The sequence below is a fragment of the Microbacterium esteraromaticum genome (assembly GCF_017303215.1).
GTDB classification, from domain to species: Bacteria; Actinomycetota; Actinomycetes; order Actinomycetales; family Microbacteriaceae; genus Microbacterium; species Microbacterium esteraromaticum_C.
On sequence record NZ_JAEMWU010000001.1, the window covers coordinates 865,393 to 886,567 of the forward strand.

Annotated in this window: 22 protein-coding genes; 17 read left to right on the forward strand and 5 right to left on the reverse strand. The window is 69.1% G+C overall.

Annotation, left to right across the window (positions count from 1 at the left end; translation table 11 throughout):
- Nucleotides 1-8: 8 nt before the first annotated feature.
- Entirely contained in the window at nt 9-500 is a 492-nt protein-coding gene (gene ppa / locus JF543_RS03945; protein ID WP_179409192.1) for an inorganic diphosphatase, read from the reverse strand.
- Between the two features lie 101 nt (nt 501-601).
- Between ppa and tilS the strand changes: the two genes are divergently transcribed.
- Nucleotides 602-1,597 (forward strand): tRNA lysidine(34) synthetase TilS, encoded by a 996-nt coding sequence (gene tilS / locus JF543_RS03950; RefSeq protein WP_206822797.1) that lies wholly within the window; start codon nt 602-604, stop codon nt 1,595-1,597.
- A 4-nt stretch (nt 1,598-1,601) separates the two neighbouring features.
- Here tilS and JF543_RS03955 read toward each other — a convergent pair whose 3' ends face one another.
- Complete coding sequence (locus tag JF543_RS03955; RefSeq protein ID WP_179409190.1) at nt 1,602-2,129, reverse strand: DUF937 domain-containing protein; 528 nt, start codon at nt 2,127-2,129, stop codon at nt 1,602-1,604.
- A 108-nt stretch (nt 2,130-2,237) separates the two neighbouring features.
- On the opposite strand from JF543_RS03955, the gene hpt reads away from it, so the two are divergent.
- The 10 genes from hpt to JF543_RS04005 all read left to right on the forward strand — a co-directional run bounded on the left by hpt (nt 2,238) and on the right by JF543_RS04005 (nt 10,790).
- Nucleotides 2,238-2,789, forward strand: coding sequence for a hypoxanthine phosphoribosyltransferase (gene hpt, locus JF543_RS03960; RefSeq protein WP_179409189.1), 552 nt, complete (start codon nt 2,238-2,240; stop codon nt 2,787-2,789).
- 63 nt (nt 2,790-2,852) lie between these two features.
- On the forward strand, nt 2,853-4,859 hold the full coding sequence (gene ftsH / locus JF543_RS03965) for an ATP-dependent zinc metalloprotease FtsH (protein ID WP_206550590.1): 2,007 nt from the start codon (nt 2,853-2,855) through the stop codon (nt 4,857-4,859).
- Between the two features lies 1 nt (nt 4,860).
- The gene (gene folE / locus JF543_RS03970; RefSeq protein ID WP_206550589.1) at nt 4,861-5,466 is read left to right on the forward strand and encodes a GTP cyclohydrolase I; all 606 of its coding nucleotides are present in this window, start codon (nt 4,861-4,863) and stop codon (nt 5,464-5,466) included.
- Nucleotides 5,463-6,272 (forward strand): dihydropteroate synthase, encoded by an 810-nt coding sequence (gene folP / locus JF543_RS03975; protein ID WP_206821147.1) that lies wholly within the window; start codon nt 5,463-5,465, stop codon nt 6,270-6,272. The genes folE and folP overlap by 4 nt, the downstream gene beginning before the upstream one ends.
- Entirely contained in the window at nt 6,259-6,624 is a 366-nt protein-coding gene (gene folB / locus JF543_RS03980; protein ID WP_179409185.1) for a dihydroneopterin aldolase, read from the forward strand. Before folP ends, folB begins: the two co-directional genes overlap by 14 nt.
- Nucleotides 6,624-7,160 (forward strand): 2-amino-4-hydroxy-6-hydroxymethyldihydropteridine diphosphokinase, encoded by a 537-nt coding sequence (gene folK / locus JF543_RS03985; protein WP_206550586.1) that lies wholly within the window; start codon nt 6,624-6,626, stop codon nt 7,158-7,160. The genes folB and folK overlap by 1 nt, the downstream gene beginning before the upstream one ends.
- Complete coding sequence (locus JF543_RS03990) at nt 7,157-7,621, forward strand: DUF3180 family protein (RefSeq protein ID WP_179409183.1); 465 nt, start codon at nt 7,157-7,159, stop codon at nt 7,619-7,621. The genes folK and JF543_RS03990 overlap by 4 nt, the downstream gene beginning before the upstream one ends.
- Entirely contained in the window at nt 7,590-8,321 is a 732-nt protein-coding gene (locus JF543_RS03995) for a PH domain-containing protein (protein WP_206822798.1), read from the forward strand. Before JF543_RS03990 ends, JF543_RS03995 begins: the two co-directional genes overlap by 32 nt.
- Nucleotides 8,318-10,087, forward strand: a complete 1,770-nt coding sequence (locus JF543_RS04000; protein ID WP_347401086.1) for a PH domain-containing protein — start codon at nt 8,318-8,320, stop codon at nt 10,085-10,087. Before JF543_RS03995 ends, JF543_RS04000 begins: the two co-directional genes overlap by 4 nt.
- Nucleotide 10,088: 1 nt before the next feature.
- Nucleotides 10,089-10,790, forward strand: a complete 702-nt coding sequence (locus tag JF543_RS04005) for a DUF2520 domain-containing protein (protein ID WP_179409181.1) — start codon at nt 10,089-10,091, stop codon at nt 10,788-10,790.
- Between the two features lie 41 nt (nt 10,791-10,831).
- On the opposite strand, the gene JF543_RS04010 is transcribed toward JF543_RS04005, so the two are convergent.
- Nucleotides 10,832-12,622, reverse strand: a complete 1,791-nt coding sequence (locus tag JF543_RS04010) for a DUF2207 domain-containing protein (protein ID WP_179409180.1) — start codon at nt 12,620-12,622, stop codon at nt 10,832-10,834.
- Between the two features lie 94 nt (nt 12,623-12,716).
- On the opposite strand from JF543_RS04010, the gene lysS reads away from it, so the two are divergent.
- A complete protein-coding gene (gene lysS / locus JF543_RS04015) occupies nt 12,717-14,237 on the forward strand; it encodes a lysine--tRNA ligase (protein WP_179409179.1) in 1,521 nt (506 codons plus the stop codon).
- On the opposite strand, the gene JF543_RS04020 is transcribed toward lysS, so the two are convergent.
- Nucleotides 14,230-15,351 (reverse strand): DUF4192 family protein, encoded by a 1,122-nt coding sequence (locus tag JF543_RS04020; protein WP_206822799.1) that lies wholly within the window; start codon nt 15,349-15,351, stop codon nt 14,230-14,232. The two genes, lysS and JF543_RS04020, sit on opposite strands and share 8 nt — an antisense overlap.
- A gap of 123 nt (nt 15,352-15,474) precedes the next feature.
- On the opposite strand from JF543_RS04020, the gene JF543_RS04025 reads away from it, so the two are divergent.
- From JF543_RS04025 to JF543_RS04035, 3 genes are all read left to right on the forward strand, one after another.
- Nucleotides 15,475-15,648, forward strand: coding sequence for a hypothetical protein (locus JF543_RS04025; protein WP_179409177.1), 174 nt, complete (start codon nt 15,475-15,477; stop codon nt 15,646-15,648).
- Nucleotides 15,649-15,717: 69 nt separating this feature from the next.
- Nucleotides 15,718-17,178, forward strand: a complete 1,461-nt coding sequence (gene cls / locus JF543_RS04030; protein WP_206822800.1) for a cardiolipin synthase — start codon at nt 15,718-15,720, stop codon at nt 17,176-17,178.
- 42 nt (nt 17,179-17,220) lie between these two features.
- Nucleotides 17,221-17,943, forward strand: a complete 723-nt coding sequence (locus tag JF543_RS04035; RefSeq protein ID WP_206822801.1) for a hypothetical protein — start codon at nt 17,221-17,223, stop codon at nt 17,941-17,943.
- A 40-nt stretch (nt 17,944-17,983) separates the two neighbouring features.
- Here the strand turns inward: JF543_RS04035 and JF543_RS04040 are convergent, their stop codons facing one another.
- Nucleotides 17,984-18,982, reverse strand: coding sequence for a diacylglycerol/lipid kinase family protein (locus JF543_RS04040; protein WP_179409174.1), 999 nt, complete (start codon nt 18,980-18,982; stop codon nt 17,984-17,986).
- Between the two features lie 52 nt (nt 18,983-19,034).
- On the opposite strand from JF543_RS04040, the gene serS reads away from it, so the two are divergent.
- Together serS and JF543_RS04050 are read left to right on the forward strand one after the other, a co-directional pair.
- Nucleotides 19,035-20,348 (forward strand): serine--tRNA ligase, encoded by a 1,314-nt coding sequence (serS, locus tag JF543_RS04045; protein WP_206822802.1) that lies wholly within the window; start codon nt 19,035-19,037, stop codon nt 20,346-20,348.
- Nucleotides 20,345-21,139: an HAD-IIB family hydrolase gene (locus JF543_RS04050; RefSeq protein WP_206822803.1), complete on the forward strand. Its 795-nt coding sequence runs from the start codon at nt 20,345-20,347 to the stop codon at nt 21,137-21,139. Before serS ends, JF543_RS04050 begins: the two co-directional genes overlap by 4 nt.
- Nucleotides 21,140-21,175 lie beyond the last annotated feature (36 nt).

Below are 21,175 nucleotides of genomic sequence, written 5' to 3' on the forward strand. Positions count from 1 at the left end.
CGCGAAGATCAGTGGCCCTCGGCGCCGAAACGCTCGATCGCCTCGTCGAGGATGCGCTGGGCCTCAGCGGCATCGCCCCACGCGTCGACCTTGACCCACTTGTTGGGCTCGAGGTCCTTGTAGTGCTCGAAGAAGTGCTCGATCTCCTTCTTCGTGTACTCGGCCAGGTCGCCCAGGTCCTGGATGTGCGCCCAGCGCGGGTCCTTCGAGAGCACGGCGACCAGCTTGTCGTCGCCACCGGCCTCGTCGCTCATCTTCAGAACGGCCACCGGGCGCACGTTCACAACCACGCCGGGGTAGATCGCGTGGTCGAGCAGCACGAGCACGTCCAGCGGGTCGCCGTCCTCACCGAGCGTGTTGTCGAAGTAGCCGTAGTCAGCCGGGTAGCCGAACGTCGTGTACAGCACGCGATCGAGGTGCACGCGCCCCGTCTCGTGGTCGACCTCGTACTTCACGCGGCTGCCGCGGGGGATCTCGATGACGGCGTCGTGTGCGCCCATGGGTGCTCTCCTTGAAAGACGATGAAAAAAGACGGTGGATGCCGGTGACCAGCCTACTTCGCGATGAGCGCCGCGCTCGTTCGGGCGGCTAGCGTGGGAGGGTGCCTTCGCTGAATCCCGCCGTCGCCGAGGTCCGCCGTGCGGTGCGCTCGGCCATCGCCGAGCTCCCCGAGCGGTCGACCGTGATCGTCGCGCTGTCCGGGGGTGCCGACTCGCTCGCACTCACCGCCGCCACGGTGTTCGAGGCCAGGGCGCGCGAGATCACCGTGCTCAGTCTCACCGTCGACCACCAGCTGCAACCGACGTCGGGCGAGGTCGCGACCGTCGCGGCCGTCGCTGCCGAACACCTGGGCGTCGACAACGCGCTGAGCACCAAAGTCGAGGTCACCGCGACCGGGGCGGGCCTCGAAGCCGCCGCTCGTGACGCCCGTTACGCCGCGATCGGCGGGATCGCCCGCGCCGAGAACGCCGCTGCCGTGCTGCTGGGACACACCCTCGACGATCAGGCCGAGACTGTGCTGTTGGGGCTCGCCCGCGGCGCAGGCGCCGCCAGCCTGCAAGGAATGCCCCCGGTGCGCGTCGACGACGACGGCCTTGCCTGGATGCGCCCGCTGCTGGGCGTGCGCCGCGCAACCACGCGGACGTTCTGCGCAGCATCCGACATCGCGGTCTGGGACGACCCGCACAACACCGACGAACGCTTCGCGCGGGTGCGCGCGCGCCAGCGCGTGCTGCCCGTGCTCGAAGCCGAACTCGGACCAGGCATCGCCGAGGCGCTCACCCGCACCGCCGAGCAGTTGCGCGAGGACACCGCCGCCTTCGACGACATGATCCACGAGACGATCGAAGACATCGTCGAGCACGCCGAAGCGGGCATCTCGGTCAGCGCTGCCGCGCTCGCTGCCAACCCGGCCGCACTGCGCAACCGCATCATCCGCCTGGTCGTCGACAGCGAGTTCGGCGTGAGCCTCACCCGGGTGCAGACCCTGGAGGTCGCCCGGCTGGCCACCGACTGGAGCGGGCAGGGCCCCATCGACCTGCCCGCCTGCACGGCGCGCCGCCACGGCGGGCGCATCGTGTTCACCGCACGAAGCTGACGTCCTACTTGCGTCCGCCGAGCAGTCCACCCAGCAGGTCGCCGATGCTGCCGGCCAGTCCACCGTCGTTCTGACCGCCGCCGTTCTGACCGCCACCGAGCAGACCGCCGATCAGATCGCCGATGCCCCCGCCGCCGGACTTGTCCTTGTTCGCGTTCGCGATCAGCCCCATCACGATGGGGGCGAGAACGGGCAGCAGCTTGCCGAAGTCGATGCCGCCGGCCGTCTTCTCGGAGGCCGTGAGACCCTCGACGACCTGCTTCTCGTCGCCACCGAACACGTGACCGATAATCTTCTCGCCGTCGGCCGCATCGACGTCGTCGACCGAGGATGCCCCGGTGAACCCCTCGTGGCGGCTCAGCGCCTTCTCGATCGCCGAAGAGCCCTCGGCGGTCTCGGCGTTCTTGGCGAGGCCGCCCAGCAGAGCCGCACCACCCTCCTCCGCCGCCCGGCGGGCGACGTCGGGGCTCACGCCGAAGCGCTCGGCGATGTCATCGACCGGCACCTGCTTGAGAATGTCGTCGAGGTTCATGTGTTCCACCTTCCCCACGGGCGCACGCCCGCTCCTGTCGTGCTCACAGTAGCCGCCCGCATGCGGAAGACGACAGGAATCGGCGCGCATCCGATTTAGACTCGAGGCATGCGCGCCGCCGATATTCAGGACGACCTCACCCAGATCCTCGTCACCGAGGAGCAGATCCAGGCGAAGCTGGCCGAGCTGGCCGAGCAGGTCGCCGCCGACTATGCGGGCAAGGACCTGTTGCTCGTCGGTGTTCTCAAGGGCGCCGTCATGGTGATGGCCGATTTCGCCCGCGCCCTGCCCTGCCACGCTCCGATGGACTGGATGGCCGTGTCGAGCTACGGCGCGAGCACCAAGTCGAGCGGTGTCGTGCAGATCCGCAAAGACCTCGACACCGACCTCAACGGCAAGCACGTGCTCATCGTCGAAGACATCATCGACTCGGGCCTGACGCTGAGCTGGCTGCTCGAGAACTTCCAGTCGCGTGGCGCCGAGTCGATCGAGGTGCTCGCCCTGCTGCGCAAGCCCGAAGCGGCCAAGGTCGAGATCGACTGCAAGTACGTCGGCTTCGACATCCCGGTCGAGTTCGTCGTCGGCTACGGCCTGGACTACGCCGAGCGCTACCGCAACCTGCGCGACGTCGCCGTGTTGGCACCGCACGTGTACTCCTGACCGCTACGCCGTCGGTGAACGCACAGCGGCCCCCAATGGCGCGGGCGGTACGCTGAACCCATCATGGGTGTCAAGAAGGTCTCCAAGAATCCGCTGATCTACATCGCGTTGATCGGCGTTCTGCTGTTCGCCGGCTTCCTGCTGATCTCGAACCTGTCCGCGCCGAAGCAGATCACGGTGCAGCAGGGTCTCGAGCTGCTCGGCGGCAAGACGGTGACGCAGGTCGTCAACACCGACGGCGACCAGCGTGTCGACCTGACCCTGTCGAAGGAGTTCGAGGGCGCGACGAACGTCCAGTTCTACTACGTGCAGGCCCGCGCCGACCAGGTCGTCGAGGCGATCGACGCGGCCGGTATCGAGGCCGCCGACACCAACGACGTCGTGCCCCGCGCCACCTGGTTCGACGGCTTCCTGTCACTGCTGCTGCCCCTGGTGCTGCTCGGTCTGCTGTTCTGGTGGCTGCTCTCGTCGATGCAGGGCGGCGGCAGCAAGGTCATGCAGTTCGGCAAGTCGAAGGCCAAGCTCGTCAGCAAAGAGACGCCGACCGTCACCTTCGCCGACGTCGCCGGGTCTGACGAGGCCATCGAGGAACTGCACGAGATCAAGGAGTTCCTGCAGGATCCCGCCAAGTTCCAGGCGATCGGTGCGCGCATCCCCAAGGGTGTGCTGCTGTACGGCCCTCCCGGCACCGGAAAGACCCTGCTGGCCCGCGCCGTGGCCGGCGAAGCCGGTGCCCCCTTCTACTCGATCTCGGGTTCGGACTTCGTCGAGATGTTCGTCGGCGTCGGTGCCTCCCGTGTGCGCGACCTGTTCACGCAGGCCAAGGAGAACGCCCCCGCGATCATCTTCATCGATGAGATCGACGCCGTCGGTCGTCACCGCGGCGCCGGCATGGGTGGCGGCAACGATGAGCGCGAGCAGACCCTGAACCAGATGCTCGTCGAGATGGACGGCTTCGACCCCAACGCCAACGTGATCGTCATCGCGGCGACCAACCGCCCCGACATCCTCGACCCCGCACTGCTGCGCCCGGGCCGCTTCGACCGCCAGATCGGCGTTGACGCCCCCGACCTCAAGGGCCGCCAGCAGATCCTCGAGGTGCACTCCAAGGGCAAGCCGCTCTCGCAGTCGGTCGACCTCGAGGTCGTCGCCCGCAAGACCCCCGGCTTCACCGGTGCCGACCTGGCCAACGTGCTCAACGAGGCCGCGCTGCTGACCGCGCGCTCGAACGCGCAGCTGATCGACAACCGTGCCCTCGACGAGGCCATCGACCGTGTGATCGCCGGTCCTCAGCGCCGCACCCGCGTGATGAAGGACAAAGAGAAGCTCATCACCGCGTACCACGAGGGCGGACACGCGCTCGCGGCGGCCGCGATGAACTACACCGACCCGGTCACCAAGATCACCATCCTGCCCCGCGGCAAGGCACTCGGCTACACGATGGTCATGCCGCTGGACGACAAGTACTCGGTCACTCGCAACGAGCTGCAGGACCAGCTCACCTACGCGATGGGCGGCCGCGTCGCCGAAGAGCTCGTCTTCCACGACCCCACAACCGGGGCCTCCAACGACATCGAGAAGGCCACCAGCATCGCCCGCAAGATGGTCATCGAGTACGGCATGACCACCGAGCTCGGCCCGGTCAAGCTCGGCTCCGAGGGTGGCGAGCCGTTCGCCGGCCGCGACATGGGCCGCGGACGCGAGTACTCCGAGACGATCGCCGAGCGCGTCGACGCGCAGGTGCGCGCCCTCATCGAGCAGGCGCACAACGAGGCCTACCAGGTGATCAGCGCCAACCGCGACATCCTCGATCGCCTCGCCCTCGCGCTGCTCGAAGAGGAGACCCTCGACCACAACCGCATCGCCGAGATCTTCACCGAGGTGCGCAAGCTGCCCGAGCGCCCACTGTGGCTCTCGAGCGAGGAGCGCCCGGTGTCGACCGTGCCGCCGATCGAGGTTCCCCGCCGTTCCGAGCAGGGCATCGCCGCGCAGACCCCCGCCGGCAACGACGCCCCGCGCGCATCCGAGGCGCCCGCCGGTGGCGGGCAGGCGCGACCCGCGACGGCGTGACGTGACCGTCGACAAGCCCCGCATCGAGCGACTCACCCGCGAACTGCTCGAAGCGATCGGTGAGGACCCCGACCGGCCAGGGCTCAAGCAGACCCCCGGACGCATGGCCGAGCTGTACGCCGAGTTCTTCGCCGGCGTCAGCGAAGACCCCGCCGCGCACCTCGAACGCACCATCAGCATCTCGCGGGGCCCGGCGCCCGACACGCTGCCGTCGGGTGCCGTGCTGCTGCGCGACATCCGCTTCCGCTCGGTGTGCGAGCACCACCTGCTGCCGTTCGCGGGTGTGGCGCACCTCGCCTACCTGCCCGGTGAGCAGGTCGTCGGCCTGGGCGCGCTGGTCAAGGTCGTCGAGACCCTCGCGACCCGTCCGCAGGTGCAGGAGCGCCTGGGCGAGCAGATCGCGGATGCCATCGACGAGCACCTCGACACCCGTGGCGTGCTCGTCGTGCTCGACGCATCACACGGGTGCGTGACCATGCGCGGGGGACGCCAGCCCGTGGCATCCACCGTCACGATCGCCGCACGCGGCGCCTACACCGAGCCGATCGCCCGGGCTGAGCTGATCGCCCTGATCGGGTCGGGCGGCGCCCACGGGGTGTCGTCGTGACCATCATCTGGGGCATCCTCAACACCACCCCCGACTCGTTCAGCGACGGCGGACGCTACGTCGACCTCGACGCCGCAGTCACCCATGCTCTCCGTCTGCGTGAGCAGGGCGCGGCAGTGATCGACGTCGGCGGCGAATCGACCAGGCCCGGCGCCGAACGCGTGCCGGTCGCCGTCGAGCAGGCGCGCGTGCTGCCGGTCATCGAGGCGCTCGCCGACGCCGGCGTGCCGACCTCGATCGACACGCTCAACACCGACACCGCCGTCGCCGCCGTGCGCGCGGGCGCGCGCATCGTCAACGACGTCTCCGGCGGCCTCGCCGACGATCGGATGCTGTCGGCCATCGCCGACCTCGACGCCGACGTCGCCCTCGGTCACTGGCGCGGGCCGTCGGCCGACATGTACGCACGGGCCCAGTACAGCCGGGTGGCCCGCGAGGTGGCATCCGAACTGCACGAGCGCGTCACCGCCGCCGCAGCGGCGGGCATCGCGCCATCCCGAGTGATCGTCGATCCGGGCGTCGGCTTCGCGAAGTCGGGCCCGCAGAACTGGGAGCTGCTGCGCGATCTCGACGAGATCGCCGCACTCGGACACCGGGTGCTGATCGGCACCTCGCGCAAGCGGTTCCTCGGTGAGGTGCTCGGCGCGGATGCCGATGAGCAGCGCCGAGACCTCGCGACCGCGGTGACCAGCGCGCTGGCTGCCCGCGCCGGGGCCTGGGCCGTGCGCGTACACGACGTCGCCGCGACCCGCGATGCGCTCGCCGTCGCCCGCGCCTGGGAGGGAGACACGCATGACCGCCGATGAGATCACGCTCACCGGACTGACCGTGTTCGGTCGGCACGGGGTGTTCGAGCACGAACGGCGCGATGGTCAGGACTTCACGATCGATCTGACCCTGCGGGTGCCGTTGGCCGGCGCCGCGGCATCCGACGACGTCACCGACACCGTGCACTACGGCGAACTCGCCGATCGGGTCGCCGCGATCGTCGCCGGCGAACCCGTGAACCTCATCGAGACGCTCGCGCAGCGCATCGCCGACGCCGCGCTCGAAGACGCGCGCGTCGAGCATGTCACCGTCACTGTGCACAAGCCGCATGCCCCGATCGCCCAGACGTTCACCGACGTCTCGGTGACTGTGCGCCGGGGGAGGGCCTGATGGATCGTCGCCTCACCCACCTGGAGGGGATGCCCGATCCGCGACCGGGCAGGGAGCCCGAGGTCGCGGTCATCGCCCTCGGTTCGAACGAGGGTGATCGCGGCGAGATGCTGCGCAGCGCCGCCGAGCGGCTGCGGCGCCTGCCCCTGGTCGACGCGTTGCGCATGTCGGAGCCGATCGAGACCGTCGCCATCCGCCCCGACGGCCCCGACCCCGATGCGCCCCCGTACTTGAACGCTGCGGCGCTGATGACGACGAGACTCGCGCCATCCGTGCTGCTGGGCATGCTGCACGCCGTTGAAGAGGAACAGGGGCGCGTGCGCAGGCAGCGCTGGGGCGATCGCACCCTTGACCTCGATCTGATCGCCTACGGCGACTTCGTCAGCACCGCCGCGCACCTGATGGTGCCGCACCCGCGTGCCGCCGAGCGGCTCTTCGTGCTCGAACCCTGGCTCAGCCTCGACCCCGAGGCCGTGCTGCCCGGGGCCGGTCGGGTCGACGAACTGGTCAGGCGCCTCAAGGACGGCGGCCAGTGAAGCGTACGTCCGCCGCAGTCTTGGCGGTGCTCGCCCTGCTCGGCGCGGGCGCCGGTTTCGGCTTCGACCACCTGCTGACGATCACCGGCCGTGCCACGTTCACGCCCTCGCCGTTCCTGCCGGTGCTGCTCGTGCTGATCGCCGCAGCCGTGCTGGCCCTGGCCTGGCCCGTGCGCCGCAGCACCCGCGGGGGCACGCGTATCGATCCGTTCCGTGCCGTGCGCGCGGCCACGCTGGCGCGGGCGTCGAGCCTGCTCGGCGCACTTCTGGCCGGATTCGGTACCGGCCTGCTGACGTTCCTGCTCACCCGACCGATCCCCGCGCCGGTAGGGTCGGTGGTGGCGATGATCGCCCTCGTCGTCGGCGCGCTGGTGCTGGTCGGGGTCGCGCTCGTCGCGGAACAGTTCTGCACGCTGCCGAAGGACCCTGATGACCGAGAGCCAGACGCCCACGCCGAGTGACCCGAACCCGTTCGGCGCACCACCGGTTCCGCCGGCTGCGCCCACGGTTCCGCCGTCTGCGCCCCCGGTTCCGCCCGCGCCCGCGGCTGCAGAGGGCTCGGCACCGGCATCCGCCCCCGCCGCACCTGCACCCCCTGCCGTCCCCGCCGCGCCTGCCGCACCGGCCGCGCCGGCCGGTCTCGACGACGGCACCTACTCCGAGCTGCGCACGCCGCGCAGTGCGTCGGCGCTCGCGCTGGACGGCACCTGGCACCAGATCTCGCCGCGCTACGTCGTCTCGCAACTGCTGCAGAACGCGCTGCTCGTGGTGGGCATCGCAGCCGCCGCGCTCGTGCTGGTGCTCGTGTTCCATCAGACCTGGGCGTGGATCCCCGCCGGCATCGTGATTCTCATCACGCTGATCACCATGGTCATCCTGCCGCGTCAGGCCAAGGCCGTTGGCTACATGCTGCGCGCCGATGACATCGTCTTCCGTCGGGGCATCATCTGGCAGCGCATGGTCGCCGTGCCCTACGGTCGCCTGCAGCTGGTCGACATCACACACGGCCCGCTCGACCGCGCCTTCGGCGTCTCGCAGCTGAAGATGGTGACGGCCGCCGCCACCACCGGCGTGCAGATCCCCGGACTCACCCAGGCCGCTGCCGAGACGCTGCGCGACACGCTGATCGAGGTCGCCGAGACGAGGCGGACCGGCCTGTGAGCACTCCCTCCGCTCCCGGCCCCGAGGCATCGCCGGCACCTGCCACCGTGCTGCCCGAGGGCGGCGACTCCAGCCTCGCCGACGGTGCCTGGCACCGCATGCATCCGCTGACGCCCCTGTTCAAGGGCGGGCTGGTGCTGATCGTCGTCGCCGGCATCGTGATCTCGAACATGCGCGACCGCATCATCAACTTCTTCGTGCAGCGGTTCGCGCCCGACGAAGTGGACTACACCGACTACCCGGGTGACCCCGTCGACTGGGTACTGGCGAACAACCTCGTGCTGCTCGCCCTGCTCATCGTCGTCGGTGTTGTGGTCGCCTTCATCATCGGCTTCTGGGTGGTATGGCGCTTTCACCAGTTCCGCATCACCGGCTCGCACGTCGAGGTGCGCAAAGGCATGCTGTTCCGTTCGCAGCGCCGCGCGCCGCTCGACCGCGTGCAGGGCGTCAACCTCACCCGCCCGTTCCCCGCGCGCCTGATCGGACTCGCCAAGGTCGAGGTTGTCGGCGCCGGGGCCGACTCGAACGTCGACCTGGAATACCTCGCGACGGCCAAGGCCGAATCCGTGCGGGCCGATATTCTGCGTCTCGCCTCCGGCGCCCGCTCGGCACGCCTGGCGGCCGCCGGAGGACCGGCGGCCGCGTCAGCGGGTCACGGCGGCGTGCGCGAACAGCTCGTGGGGTCGATGAACGCCGGCGTCGCCGGCATGATCGAGGGCGTCGACCTGGCCGATGTCGCGCCCGAGAGCGTCGTGAAGATCCCCACCGGACGACTGGTCGGATCCCAACTGATCTCGGCCGCTCTGTGGGTGCTCTTCTTCGGCGGGATCTTCGTCGTCACACTCGCCGCGGCCTACTTCGGCATGACCGCCGATGGTGAGACCGGAGTCGAGATCGTCATCGCGATGGTCGGCATATCCCTCGGCATGGGTATCCCGCTGGTCATCGCCGTGGTCGGTATCACCTGGGCGCAGATCTCGCGCTCGCTGCGCTACTCGATCGCGCCGACCAGCAATGGCATCCGCCTGACGTTCGGCCTGCTCACGACGATCACCGAGACCCTGCCCCCGGGCCGCATCTTCGCCGTCTCGGTGTCGCAGTCACTGCTGTGGCGTCCGTTCGGCTGGTGGACCGTGCGCATCAACCGCATGACCGGCAAGTCGGCGTCGCAGGCGCAGTCGAGCAGCGCCCAACAGTTCAACGTCGTGCTGCCGGTCGGCAAGCGCGCCGACGTCGAGCGGGTGCTCGAACTGATCTTCCCCGACATCACCGCTGAGCAGCTTGCGCACCTGTGGGAGCACGGGGTCATCGGCGCAGCATCCGACGACGCGTTCCGCACTGTTCCGCGACGTGCTGCCTGGCGGCACCCGTTCAGCTGGAAGCGTCACGGCTGGGCCGTCGTGCCCGGCGCGCTGCTGCTGCGCAAGGGCTGGATGTGGCGCCAGCTGGCGATCTTCCCCCTCGCCCGCATGCAGGGCATCTCGGTGGCACAGGGACCGATCTCGCGCGCGCAGAACGTGGCCTCGATGCAGGCCCACACGGTGACCGGCCCCGTCTCGGCGACGCTGTCGGCCTTGGAACGCGACGACGCGCAGGCACTGATCGACGAGGTCGCCCGCGCGGCGGTGGATGCTGTCACCAGCGACCACAGTCACCGCTGGGGCGAGCAGGATGCGGCGGGGAGCGCACCGCAGCAGCCGGTCACACCGCCACAGCCGGTCGCGCCCTACCCGCCGGTGACGTCGCCGGCACCGGAGCAGAACTGAGATGGCGGCACCGGGACGCCTCGGCGTAGGCATCATCGGCGCGGGACGTGTCGGGCCCGTCATCGGGGCCGCGCTCGCGGGGGTCGGCCACGCGATCACCGGCATCACCAGCGGATCGGATGACGACCGTGCCGCCGCGGTGCTGCCCGGCGTCCCGGTGCTCGACGCGGTCGAGATCGTGCGCCGCAGCGAGCTTGTCGTGATCGCCGTGCCGCACGCCGAGCTACCGGGGCTCGTGCAGGGCATCGCCGACGTCGGAGGTTGGCAGGTCGGTCAGCTCGTGCTGCACACCGACCCCGCCTACGGCACCGATGTGCTCGGCCCCGCTGCCGAGCGCGGCGCGATCCCGCTGGCCGTGCACCCCGCCATCACGTTCAACGGCACGTCGGTCGACCTGCGTCAGCTGCAGGCATCCTTCGCGGGCGTCACTGCACCCGCAGCCGTTCTGCCGATCGCGCAGGCGCTCGCCGTCGAGATGGGGTGCGAACCGGTGATCATCGCCGAACACGACCGCGCCGCCTACGCCGAAGCGATCGCGACAGCATCCGAGTTCTCGCGCTCGATCGTGCAGCAGGCGACGGGCCTGCTGCGCGGTATCGGCGTAGACAATCCCGGGGGTTATCTGTCGGCGCTGGTGTCGTCGGCGGTCGAGCGCGCGCTGCGCGATGAGTCCGACCCGCTGGGCACGCCGCCCGAGCTCTGACGACGCGAGCCCGAGCAAGACTTCTTCTCTGAAACGGTGCGTCAGCGCCCGCCCGAGAACCCGCCGCCACCGCCGCTGCCTGAGTACCCGCCTCCCGTCGAGCCGCCTGCCGAGCTCGACGAAGGCGTGTAGGTCGACGCCGAGTGAACCGAAGACGAGTAGTCCGACAGTCGCGAGTTGATCGACACCCCTGTCGAGAGGCCGATCCAACCCGGGCTGCGGTCATCGTTCTCGTACGCGGTGTCGAGCACCTTGCCCCAGGTCTTCTCCTCGCCGAGCAGCATCGCGTACGGCAACAGCTTCTCGTACAGGTGCACGACGTCGACGCTGCCGTCGCTGCGACGCTCTGCGCCCCGATACGACTGCAGCATGCGCAGCCGATCGGTCTCGGCGACGCGGATGAACTCCTTCACGCCGAGCAGGTACTCGTACATCTCGGCTCCTGCCGGGGTGAGCACCGTGTGCTTCGAGAACGCCACGAACGCGGAGACCAACGCGATCGCCGACGTGACGATCATCGCGAGAATTCCCAGGATCAGCAGTTCGCGGTCGAGCGTCGTCGACCAGATGAACAGGCCGAGCGCCGCGGCGAAGAGCCCCACCGAGATCCACCCGAACACGACGGCGGCGCGGCTGCGTTCCTTCGTCGTCAAGTCGCGCGCGGCCGCCTGGGCGGTGCCCTTCTTCGTGAGTTTCGTCATGCGCTTGGCGAACTCGGTGCTCTTGCGCGGGATGAAGCGCAACGCTCCCGGTGCGCGCTCGCCCTCGAACACCGCGTCGACTGCCGCCCGATCCAGCGCCGTCGGAGCCAGGTCGCGGTCGATCAGTCGCACCGCGGGGCGGTCATCGTCCGCTTCGCCCTCGAGGCGGATGGCGCCGTGCACTGCGAGGTGCACCAGCTGTGCCGGAACGGGGTTCTGCGATCCCGGCAGCAGCGCTGCGGCCGTGAGCGGCGGCAGGTCCGCTGGAACATCGAACTGGGCGATGATGATTCCCGTCGCTGTGCGCCGCCGACGTGCGAGCCGGGCCACCGACACCCACGCGCCCGCGGCTGCCAGAGCCGAGAGGCCCCCGACAGCGGCGGTGCCGTAGTCGGCGAGCGGGCTCGGTTGGCGCGAAGCGGGCTGGGTCACCGTGCCAGGGGCGAAGCCGATCGCGACGGTCACGCCGTCGCCGGCGGCACGGGCGCCCGATGACACCGAGAACACCTGGGCGCCGTCCTGCGCGACAGGGCCCGAAAGCGTGCAGCGTGCCCTGTCGTGCTCGAAGCCCTCGTAGCAGGCCGTGTCGCCGGTGAGCTGTGCTGCGAGGTCGGCAGAGAAGGCGATCTCGGCGTGGAAGCGGTTGACGGCCTGGGTGCTCGTGAGGGCCAGCATGTCCCAGTGGAACTCGTCGTTGCCGGATTCCTCACCGGTGACCATGACGTCGCGCATCGTGTACTCGATGACGTAGGTCTGCTCGCCGCGGACGTAGTCATCCGTTCCGGTGAGCACGTACAGCACTTCGCTGTCGGAATCGATCTCGGTCTCGTACGGCACGTCTTGGCCCGCGGCATCCGTCACCGAGACGATATCGAGGCTCACGCCCGCGCCCTCGTACCGCTGCGGATACCCGCGCACGATCCCCCTGTTCTGATCGAAGTCGGGGAACGCCGCCACCAGGGTCTCGGTGACGTGGGCGACCGCGCGACCCTCGTCGTCGAGAGACACGTCGAATCGCACATCCCACGACGAGTACGAGAAGTCGTCGACGTCCGCGACGGCGGATGAGGGCAGCAACGCCACGGTCAGCAGTCCGAGCACGACGGCGATCAGGGCGGTGAGACGACGCATGCAACGAGGCTAGCCTGCGCGGCCGATCCGACTCCGGCGTGCGACAGCGGGGTCGGTAGACTTGGGGCTGACTTTTCATCAAGGAGCCCCACCCATGACTGACGCGCCCGCGCCGACCCCCGCACCCGCTCTCGAAGACGACGTCTTCGAACAGAAGGCGGTGCGGCTGGCCAAGCGCGAGAAGCTGATCGAGAACCGTGCGGATGCCGGCGGCGGGGCGTTCCCGGTGGGTGTGCCCGTCACGCACGGCATCCCGGCGCTGCGCGCCGAGTACGGTGATCTCGAGCCCGACACGCAGACCGGTCTGATGGTCGGCGTCGCGGGGCGCGTGGTGTTCAGCCGCAACACCGGCAAGCTCTGTTTCGCCACGCTGCAGGCCGGTGACGGCTCACGCATCCAGGCGATGGTGTCGCTGGCGAACGTCGGCGACGAGTCGCTGGCGGCGTGGAAGGAGCTCGTCGACCTCGGCGACCACGTCTTCGTGCACGGCGAGGTCATCTCGAGCCGTCGCGGCGAGCTGTCGATCATGGTCGACCAGTGGCAGATTGCGTCGAAGGCGATCCTGCCGCTGCCGAACGTGTACGGCGAGCTGAACGAGGAGACGCGTGTGCGCAGCCGCTTCCTCGACCTGATCGTGCGCGACCGTGCTCGCAGCACCGTCCGCGCTCGTGCGGCCGTGAACGCCAGCCTGCGGGCGACGTTCACCGGGCACGACTACCTCGAGGTCGAGACGCCCATGCTGCAGGTGCAGCACGGTGGGGCGTCCGCTCGTCCGTTCATCACGCACTCGAACGCGTTCGACACCGAGCTGTTCCTGCGCATCGCGCCCGAGCTGTACCTCAAGCGCGCCGTCGTCGGTGGCATCGAGCGGGTGTACGAAATCAACCGCAACTTCCGCAACGAGGGTGCCGACTCGACCCACAGCCCTGAGTTCGCGATGCTCGAGGCCTACCAGGCCTACGGCGACTACAACCAGATGGCAGCCCTCACGCAGGAGCTCGTGCAGAACGCCGCGATCGCCGTGGCCGGTTCGACCACGGTCACCTGGGCAGACGGCACCGAGTACGACCTCGGCGGCGAATGGGACCGCGTGTCGATGTACGACTCGCTCTCCGAGGCGTCGGGTCGTACCGTCACCCCGCAGGACTCGGTCGAGGACCTCATCGCCTTCGCCGAGGCCAACGGCGTCGACATCCCGCCGCACCCCACGCACGGCAAGCTCGTCGAAGAGCTGTGGGAGCACTTCGTGAAGGTCGACCTGGTGCGTCCGACTTTCGTGATGGACTTCCCGGTCGACACGTCGCCGCTGGTGCGCGAGCACCGCTCGATCGCCGGCGTCGTCGAGAAGTGGGATCTGTACATCCGCGGCTTCGAGCTGGCCACCGGCTACTCCGAGCTGGTCGACCCGGTCATCCAGCGCGAGCGCTTCGTCGAGCAGGCCAAGCTGGCTGCGCGCGGTGACGTCGAGGCGATGCCGGTCGACGAGGAGTTCCTGCGCGCCCTCGAGCACGGCATGCCGCCGTCGGGCGGAATGGGAATGGGCATCGACCGCCTGCTGATGGCCATCACCGGCCTCGGCATCCGCGAGACGATCCTGTTCCCGCTGGTCAAGTAGCAGGCTTCAGGGCCCATTCGGGCAGCATCCCCGACGACAGCATGGTCGAGATCAACGACGCCATGCTGTGTTCGGGGTCGATGGCCAGGGCCTGGTCGACGTATGCGCCGGCATGCGACGACCGGCCCAATGCCCACGCCAGCCAGGCGGCCGCGGTGAGCGCGCCGACCTTGGCCCCGCGTGGCGCACGGGCGGCAGCCGAGCGCACGACCTGCAGAGCACAGCCCAGCCGGTCGGCATCGGGGCGCGGCCCTTTGCCGAGAAAGATCTGCCCGACGGCGTCGGGAACCCCGCCCGCGCCGGCGGCGAACTGCAGTTGCGAGTCGAGCGCGTACTCGCCCATGGCCAGATCTGTGGCCCACTGCACCAGTACGGCGTCGCGCAGCACGGGTCGGTTCACACACCACAGCAGCGCCGCGCAGCCGTAGACGTCGTCACCTGAGGGCGATTCCAGTAGCCCTTCGGCGAAGGCGGGCAAGTCATCGAGCACGTCTTCGGCGGTGATCAGGGCCAGCGGGTTCTGCGTGCCGAGCGCGTGGCCCTGGCCCAGCCGGTGCTGTTCCAGGATGTGTTCGAGCTCGCGCAGCGCGCGGCCAACCCGCTCCCGCTCGACCAGGTTGCTGGGCGGCAGATCGGCGCCGGCGGTCTGGTCGCCGCTGACATCGCCGAGGCCCGGCACGCCGTCGGGGCGGGGGATGCTGTCGAGCGGGTGCAGCGCCGGGTCCTCGGCGAGGTAGTCGCTCCATCCGTCGGGTGTCACGCACAGCGCCTCGACGATGCGCAGCCCGGCCTGCGTGGCGACGTCGAGCACAGCCTCGACGGTGGCCAGGTGAGGCAGCAGCATCCCGTCGGGCACCGACTGGGCCGGGGTGTCTGTGTAGGCGACCAGGGCTGTCGCGTCGACGTTCTGCACCTGCAGCAGCGCCTGTAGCACGGCGTGCGCGAAGTCATCGGCGTCGGCCCCGTCGACGGGCAGATCGATGCGCATCGCGCCGCGCGTGCGCGAGCCCTGGAACGGCAACAGCACCAGGCTCTGCCGTGGAGTGAAGCCGGCCAGGGCCGGGACGAGGCCGAGGAACTCGGCGGGATGTGTCGCGTGGATGATCGTGGTCATGAAGCGAGTGTGAGCGTCGCCGGGCGGTGGAGGTCCCGCGAATCCCAGAGGCTGAGTACAACGCATCGGATTCGCGTGGCTGTGTAGGGCAAGTGATCAGTGACCACGCGTACGATGGAGGGTATGGACAACTTCTGGATCGCTGCCGCCTGGTCGCTGCTGCCGACCATCGGCGTGAGCATCGTCTTCGTGATCGTGCTCCGTGGCATCCTCCGTTTCGACCGCACCGAGCGTCGCGTCCACGCCGAGATCGAGGCGCAGGAGCGCGCGGCGCGCGGACTTCCGCCGCGCAGCTGACGCGGCGTTGGCTCGTATTCTCTCCGCGCCCGCTACTCTGATGGCTAGCGGAGCGACGGGGGAGGGTCGGTGAACACTAGCGCCTGGCCGTTGTGGCTCACCACCATCTACCTCGTTATCGACCTCACCGTGCGCGTCGTCGCCGTGATCGTCGTCCCCCGCAACCGCAAGCCGACGTCGGCGATGGCCTGGCTGCTGGCGATCTTCTTCATTCCGGTCATCGGCGTCCTGCTGTTCCTGTTGATCGGAAACCCCAAGCTGCCCCGTGCCCGTCGCCGCAAGCAGGAGCGCATCAACGCGTACATCGCCGAGGCGGCGAGCTTTCTGAACTTCGGCACCTTGCGGCCCGATGCGCCCGACTGGTTCCCGCCGCTGGTGGCGATGAACAAGCACCTCGGTGCCCTGCCGCTGTCGGGCGACAACGGCGTGCACCTGATCAGTGACTACCAGGAGTCGCTGGACGCGATGGCCGCCGAGATCCGCACGGCGCAGGAGTACGTGCACGTCGAGTTCTACATCCTGCAGAGCGACGAGTCCACCGACAACTTCTTCCGTGCATTGGAAGAGGTGGCTGCCCGCGGGATCCCCGTGCGGGTGCTGCTCGACTACTGGGCGAACCGCTGGAAGCCACGCTATCGAGAGACCCTGCGGCGTCTCGAGGCGATGGGTGCCGACTGGCACCTGATGCTGCCCGTACAACCGCTGCGCCGCCACATTCAGCGCCCTGACCTGCGCAATCACCGCAAGCTCCTGGTCATCGACGGACGGTCGGGTTTTCTCGGATCGCAGAACGTCACCGACTCGTCGTACAACCTGCCCAAGAACATCCGCCAGGGGCTGCACTGGATCGACTTGATGGTGCGCGTCGACGGCCCCGTCGTCTCGAGCCTGAACGCCGTCTTCCTGAGCGACTACTACGCCGAGACCGATCGGGTGCCCGAGGGCATCCACATCAGCCGGGTCGAGCCGGGCACCGGTGACCTCGACTGTCAGATCGTGCCGTCCGGCCCAGGGTTCGAGGCCGAGAACAACCTGCGACTGTTCCTCGCACTGCTGTATGCGGCGAACGACAAGATCATGATCGTCAGCCCCTATTTCGTGCCCGATGAGGCACTTCTGCTGGCGGTCACCGCGGCCGTCGACCGCGGGGTCAAGGTCGAACTGTTCGTCTCGGAACAGGGCGACCAGGCGATGGTCTATCACGCGCAGCGCAGCTACTACGAGGCCCTGCTACGCGCCGGTGTGCGCATCTGGCTCTACCCCAAGCCGTACATCCTGCACACCAAGAGCCTCACGATCGACGACCAGGTCGCCGTGATCGGGTCGAGCAACATGGACATGCGCTCGTTCGGCCTCAATCTGGAGGTGTCGATGCTCGTGCGCGGCGAGGAGTTCGTCGATGAGATGCGCGTCGTCGAGGACGAGTACCGCACGCTCAGCCGCGAGCTGACGCTCGACGAGTGGATGCAGCAGCCGTTGCGCTCGACGGTGCTCGACAACCTCGCCCGGCTGACCTCCGCACTGCAATGACCCGTTGAGTGCGGCGCGCAACCGGTCGGGTACTCTGAGCGCATGACCGCCTCTCGAATGCGAATCGTCCTGTCGGCTCTGGCCCTCGCCGGGGCGACGCTGCTCGTCGCGGGGTGCACCGTAACGCCCGAGTCGCCCGCTCCCACCAGCACCGACGGCGGGACGACCACCACGGCGCCCGATGACGACGTCATCGGCGACGATGTCGAGGCCGCCTGGCTCGACGGCGGACGAGCGATCGGCGTCGTCACCTGGGGATCCTCCAGCTGCGTTCCGATCGTCGATGACGTCTCGGCGGACGGTCAGATGATCTCGGTCGCGCTCAGCGACGGCGATGAGAACCAGCCGTGCACCAGCGATCTCGTGCCCCGCGCGACGTTCGTCGCCGTGCCCGAGGGCGTGGATGTCACCCAGGACGTCGAGATCGCGATCGCCTACGGTGCCGCTACCGAGGACGCCGACCTCGACGGCCTCGCCGAAGCCCCCGACGGTATGAGCGAGAACGGGCCATCGGCCGGATGGTTCGCCGACGACGGCGTCGTGCTGCTGACGTGGGGATCGTCGACCTGCCAGCCGATCATCGAGGACATCGAGCAGTCGGATGCTGGAGCGACCGTGACCTTCCAGACCATCGACCGCCCGTGCACGATGGACTTCGTGCCGCGCCTGACGACGATCACGTTGCCGATGGAGCACGTCGACGGCCCGTTCGAGCTGACGCTCGTCGGCGACAACCTCGACGCAACGGTGCCCGTGCAGGACTGATCACGGGCATCCGCCCCAGCCCTCGCGAGAGCCGCGCCCGTCAGAAGCCCGACGTGTCGTGCCCGCTGGGCAGCACGATCTTCAGTGCGCCGGGCTGCACCCGGCAGCGCATGCGCACCGCCGCACCGAACTCGTCGCCGTCGAGTTCGATCGAGGTCGGTGACACCATCGCCGCTTCGGCTGTGCCTCCGGTGAGATAGCGGATCGAGGCGTCGCGACCGCGACGCTGCAGTACGAGTCGGCCGGCGCGGCTGCGGCGCAGCACCGAGTTGTCCCACCAGATCTTGCGCCACAGGCCCAGCCAGCCGAGCGGGCCACTGGGTTGGATCACCGCGATGTCGAGCTGTCCGTCGTCCAGCGAGGCGTCGGGCATCAGTGCGATCCCCGCCGGCAGCGCGCCACAGTTCGCGAACAGCATGCTCTGCACCTTCGCCGAATGCAGTTTGCCGTCGTCGACCTGAAAGACGATCCGGAACGGCTTCGCTCCCGGCAACGACCGCGCGGCGCCGTCGAGATAGGCCACCCAGCCGACCGACTTCTTCAAGTCGGGGTTGGTCTTGGCGATCATGTCGGCGTCTCGCCCCATGCCCGCGAGAACGACGAAGCCGTGCTCGTCTTCGGAGCCATCGTCGCGGGTGAGCATCGCCCACCCCATGTCGACCGGATGCGTGAAGCCGGTGAAGACGGCATTCATCATCGACTCGGGCTGGGTGAGCGGCAGAGACATGTTGCGTGCGAACAGGTTGCCGGTTCCTCCGGGCAGCACCGCGAATGGCACGTCGCTGCCCGCCATCGCCTCGGCGACGGCCCGCACCGTGCCGTCGCCGCCGGCGACGAGGACGGCCGATGCGCCATCGGCCAGGGCGCGGCGGGCAGCCTCGGTGCCGGGGTCATCGACGGTCGTCTCGTAGAACCGCGGCGGCTCCCAGCCGTGCAGCGCAGAACGCGATTCGAGAGAGGTGCGCAGGCGGAGGACGTCGACCTTGATGGGGTTGAGCACGAGAGCCGCGTGCCGCTGCTCGCTCCCGGATGCCGTCATGCGGCCACTCTACGGCGGAACGCCCGTCGGACGCGCTCGCTAGACTTGCACAATGATCGATCTCGCCCTTCTCCGTGACGAGCCCGAGCTCGTCCGTCGTTCACAGATCGCCCGCGGAAACGCGCCTGAGACGGTCGATGCGGCACTGGAGGCGGACCGATCGCGCCGTAGCGCGCTCAGCGCGTTCGAAGAGCTGCGCGCCGAGCAGAACGCCTTCGGCAAGACCGTCGCCAAGGCACCCAAGGACGAGAAGGCGGCGCTGGTCGCTCAGGCCAAGCAGCTCGCTGATCGCGTCAAGCAGGCGCAGCAGGCAGCCGGTGCGGCCGCCGAGGCCGCGGCATCCGCTCTCGACCGCATCGAGAACGTGATCATCGACGGTGTCCCGGCCGGCGGCGAGGCGGACTTCGTCGAGCTGCGCCGCGTCGGCGACGTGCCCGCGTTCGACTTCGAGCCCCGCGATCACCTCGAGCTGGGAGAACTGCTCGGGGCGATCGACATGGAGCGCGGGGCAAAGGTCTCTGGTGCCCGCTTCTACTTCCTCAAGGGCATCGGTGCGCGCCTCGAGATCGCGCTGATGAACCTCGCGCTCGACAAGGCGCTGCAGAACGGCTTCACGCCGATGATCGTGCCCACGCTGGTGCGTCCCGAGATCATGCAGGGCACCGGCTTCCTCGGTGAGCACGCCGACGAGGTCTACCACCTCGACAAGGACGACCTGTACCTGGTCGGCACCAGCGAGGTGCCGCTCGCCGGCTACCACAAGGACGAGATCCTCGACCTCGGCGACGGCGCCCTGCGCTACGCCGGCTGGTCGACCTGCTACCGCAGCGAGGCGGGCTCGCACGGCAAGGACACCCGCGGCATCATCCGCGTGCACCAGTTCAACAAACTCGAGATGTTCGTCTACACGACGCCGGGTGAGGCCGAGGCCGAGCACGACCGTCTGGTCGCTCTGCAAGAAGAGATGCTCACCGCACTCGGGCTGGCCTACCGCGTGATCGACGTCGCCGCGGGCGACCTCGGCTCGAGCGCGGCCCGCAAGTTCGACATCGAGGCGTGGGTGCCCACCCAGGGTGCGTTCCGCGAGCTCACGTCGACCTCGAACTGCACGACGTACCAGGCGCGTCGCCTCGACGTGCGCTACCGTCCGGCATCGGATGCCGCGGGCGAGACGGTCAAGACGACGAACGTCGCCACCCTGAACGGCACGCTCGCCACCACCCGGTGGATCGTGGCGTTGCTGGAGACCCACCAGCAGGCCGACGGCTCGGTGACCGTACCCGAGGTGCTGCGCCCGTACCTGGGCGGCATCGACGTGCTGCGCCCGCTCGGGTGGACGCCCCCGGCCGACGAGGGCGAGGCGTGACGCCGCGGGGCCTGGTCGGCCTCGACATCGACGGCACCATCCTGCTGCAGGACGAGACCCCCAGCCCCGGTGTGCTCGACGCCGTCGCCGAGGTGCGTGCAGCCGGCTACGAGGTGATGCTCGCGACCGGTCGCAGCTGGTCGGGTACCCAGCACGTGCACGAGATGCTGGGACTGACCAGCGAATACGTGGTGTGCTCGAACGGTGCCGTCATCATGCGTCGGGTCGACGGTGAATGGCAGCGCTGGCGGGTCGAGGTGTTCGACCCCAATACAGTTCTCGAGCTGCTCGGCTCGCACCTGCCCGAGGCGAACTACATGGTCGAGCTCGCGTCGGGTGAGCGGCTCTACACCGGGCGCATCGACGAGTGGTCGCCCGACAGCGGCCGCCAGGTCGGGTTCGACGAGCTCGGCACCCGGCCGGTCTCGCGCGTCGTCGTGGTCTCGCCGCAACATGACGAGGCCGACTTCGAACGCGTCGTCGCTGCCGCCGGCCTCAACGAGGTCTCGTACGCCATCGGCTGGACCTCGTGGCTCGACATCGCCCCGCAGGGCGTCGACAAGGGCACGGCGCTCGAGCGCGTGTGCGCACAGCTTCAGGCGCCCCGCGACAGCGTGCTCGTGGCCGGTGACGGTCGCAACGATCTGGGGATGTTCTCGTGGGCGCTCGCCGGAGGCGGACGAGCCGTCGCGATGGGGCAGGCCGTCGACGAGGTGCAGAACGCCGCGGGAGAGCTGACCGGCATGGTCGAGGACGGCGGACTGGCCGTCGCCCTGCGCACGTTGCTCTGAACCGTCTGGCATCGGCATCGCCGGGAAACGGATAGA

What these genes read in the sequence shown, in the direction of transcription:
- ppa (WP_179409192.1), bottom strand. Translation starts at nt 500, where the DNA reads ATGGGCGCACACGACGCCGTCATCGAGATCCCCCGCGGCAGCCGCGTG.
- JF543_RS03955 (WP_179409190.1), bottom strand. Translation starts at nt 2,129, where the DNA reads ATGAACCTCGACGACATTCTCAAGCAGGTGCCGGTCGATGACATCGCC.
- hpt (WP_179409189.1), top strand. Translation starts at nt 2,238, where the DNA reads ATGCGCGCCGCCGATATTCAGGACGACCTCACCCAGATCCTCGTCACC.
- ftsH (WP_206550590.1), top strand. Translation starts at nt 2,853, where the DNA reads ATGGGTGTCAAGAAGGTCTCCAAGAATCCGCTGATCTACATCGCGTTG.
- folB (WP_179409185.1), top strand. Translation starts at nt 6,259, where the DNA reads ATGACCGCCGATGAGATCACGCTCACCGGACTGACCGTGTTCGGTCGG.
- folK (WP_206550586.1), top strand. Translation starts at nt 6,624, where the DNA reads ATGGATCGTCGCCTCACCCACCTGGAGGGGATGCCCGATCCGCGACCG.
- JF543_RS03995 (WP_206822798.1), top strand. Translation starts at nt 7,590, where the DNA reads ATGACCGAGAGCCAGACGCCCACGCCGAGTGACCCGAACCCGTTCGGC.
- JF543_RS04005 (WP_179409181.1), top strand. Translation starts at nt 10,089, where the DNA reads ATGGCGGCACCGGGACGCCTCGGCGTAGGCATCATCGGCGCGGGACGT.
- JF543_RS04010 (WP_179409180.1), bottom strand. Translation starts at nt 12,622, where the DNA reads ATGCGTCGTCTCACCGCCCTGATCGCCGTCGTGCTCGGACTGCTGACC.
- lysS (WP_179409179.1), top strand. Translation starts at nt 12,717, where the DNA reads ATGACTGACGCGCCCGCGCCGACCCCCGCACCCGCTCTCGAAGACGAC.
- JF543_RS04020 (WP_206822799.1), bottom strand. Translation starts at nt 15,351, where the DNA reads ATGACCACGATCATCCACGCGACACATCCCGCCGAGTTCCTCGGCCTC.
- JF543_RS04025 (WP_179409177.1), top strand. Translation starts at nt 15,475, where the DNA reads ATGGACAACTTCTGGATCGCTGCCGCCTGGTCGCTGCTGCCGACCATC.
- JF543_RS04035 (WP_206822801.1), top strand. Translation starts at nt 17,221, where the DNA reads ATGACCGCCTCTCGAATGCGAATCGTCCTGTCGGCTCTGGCCCTCGCC.
- JF543_RS04040 (WP_179409174.1), bottom strand. Translation starts at nt 18,982, where the DNA reads ATGACGGCATCCGGGAGCGAGCAGCGGCACGCGGCTCTCGTGCTCAAC.
- serS (WP_206822802.1), top strand. Translation starts at nt 19,035, where the DNA reads ATGATCGATCTCGCCCTTCTCCGTGACGAGCCCGAGCTCGTCCGTCGT.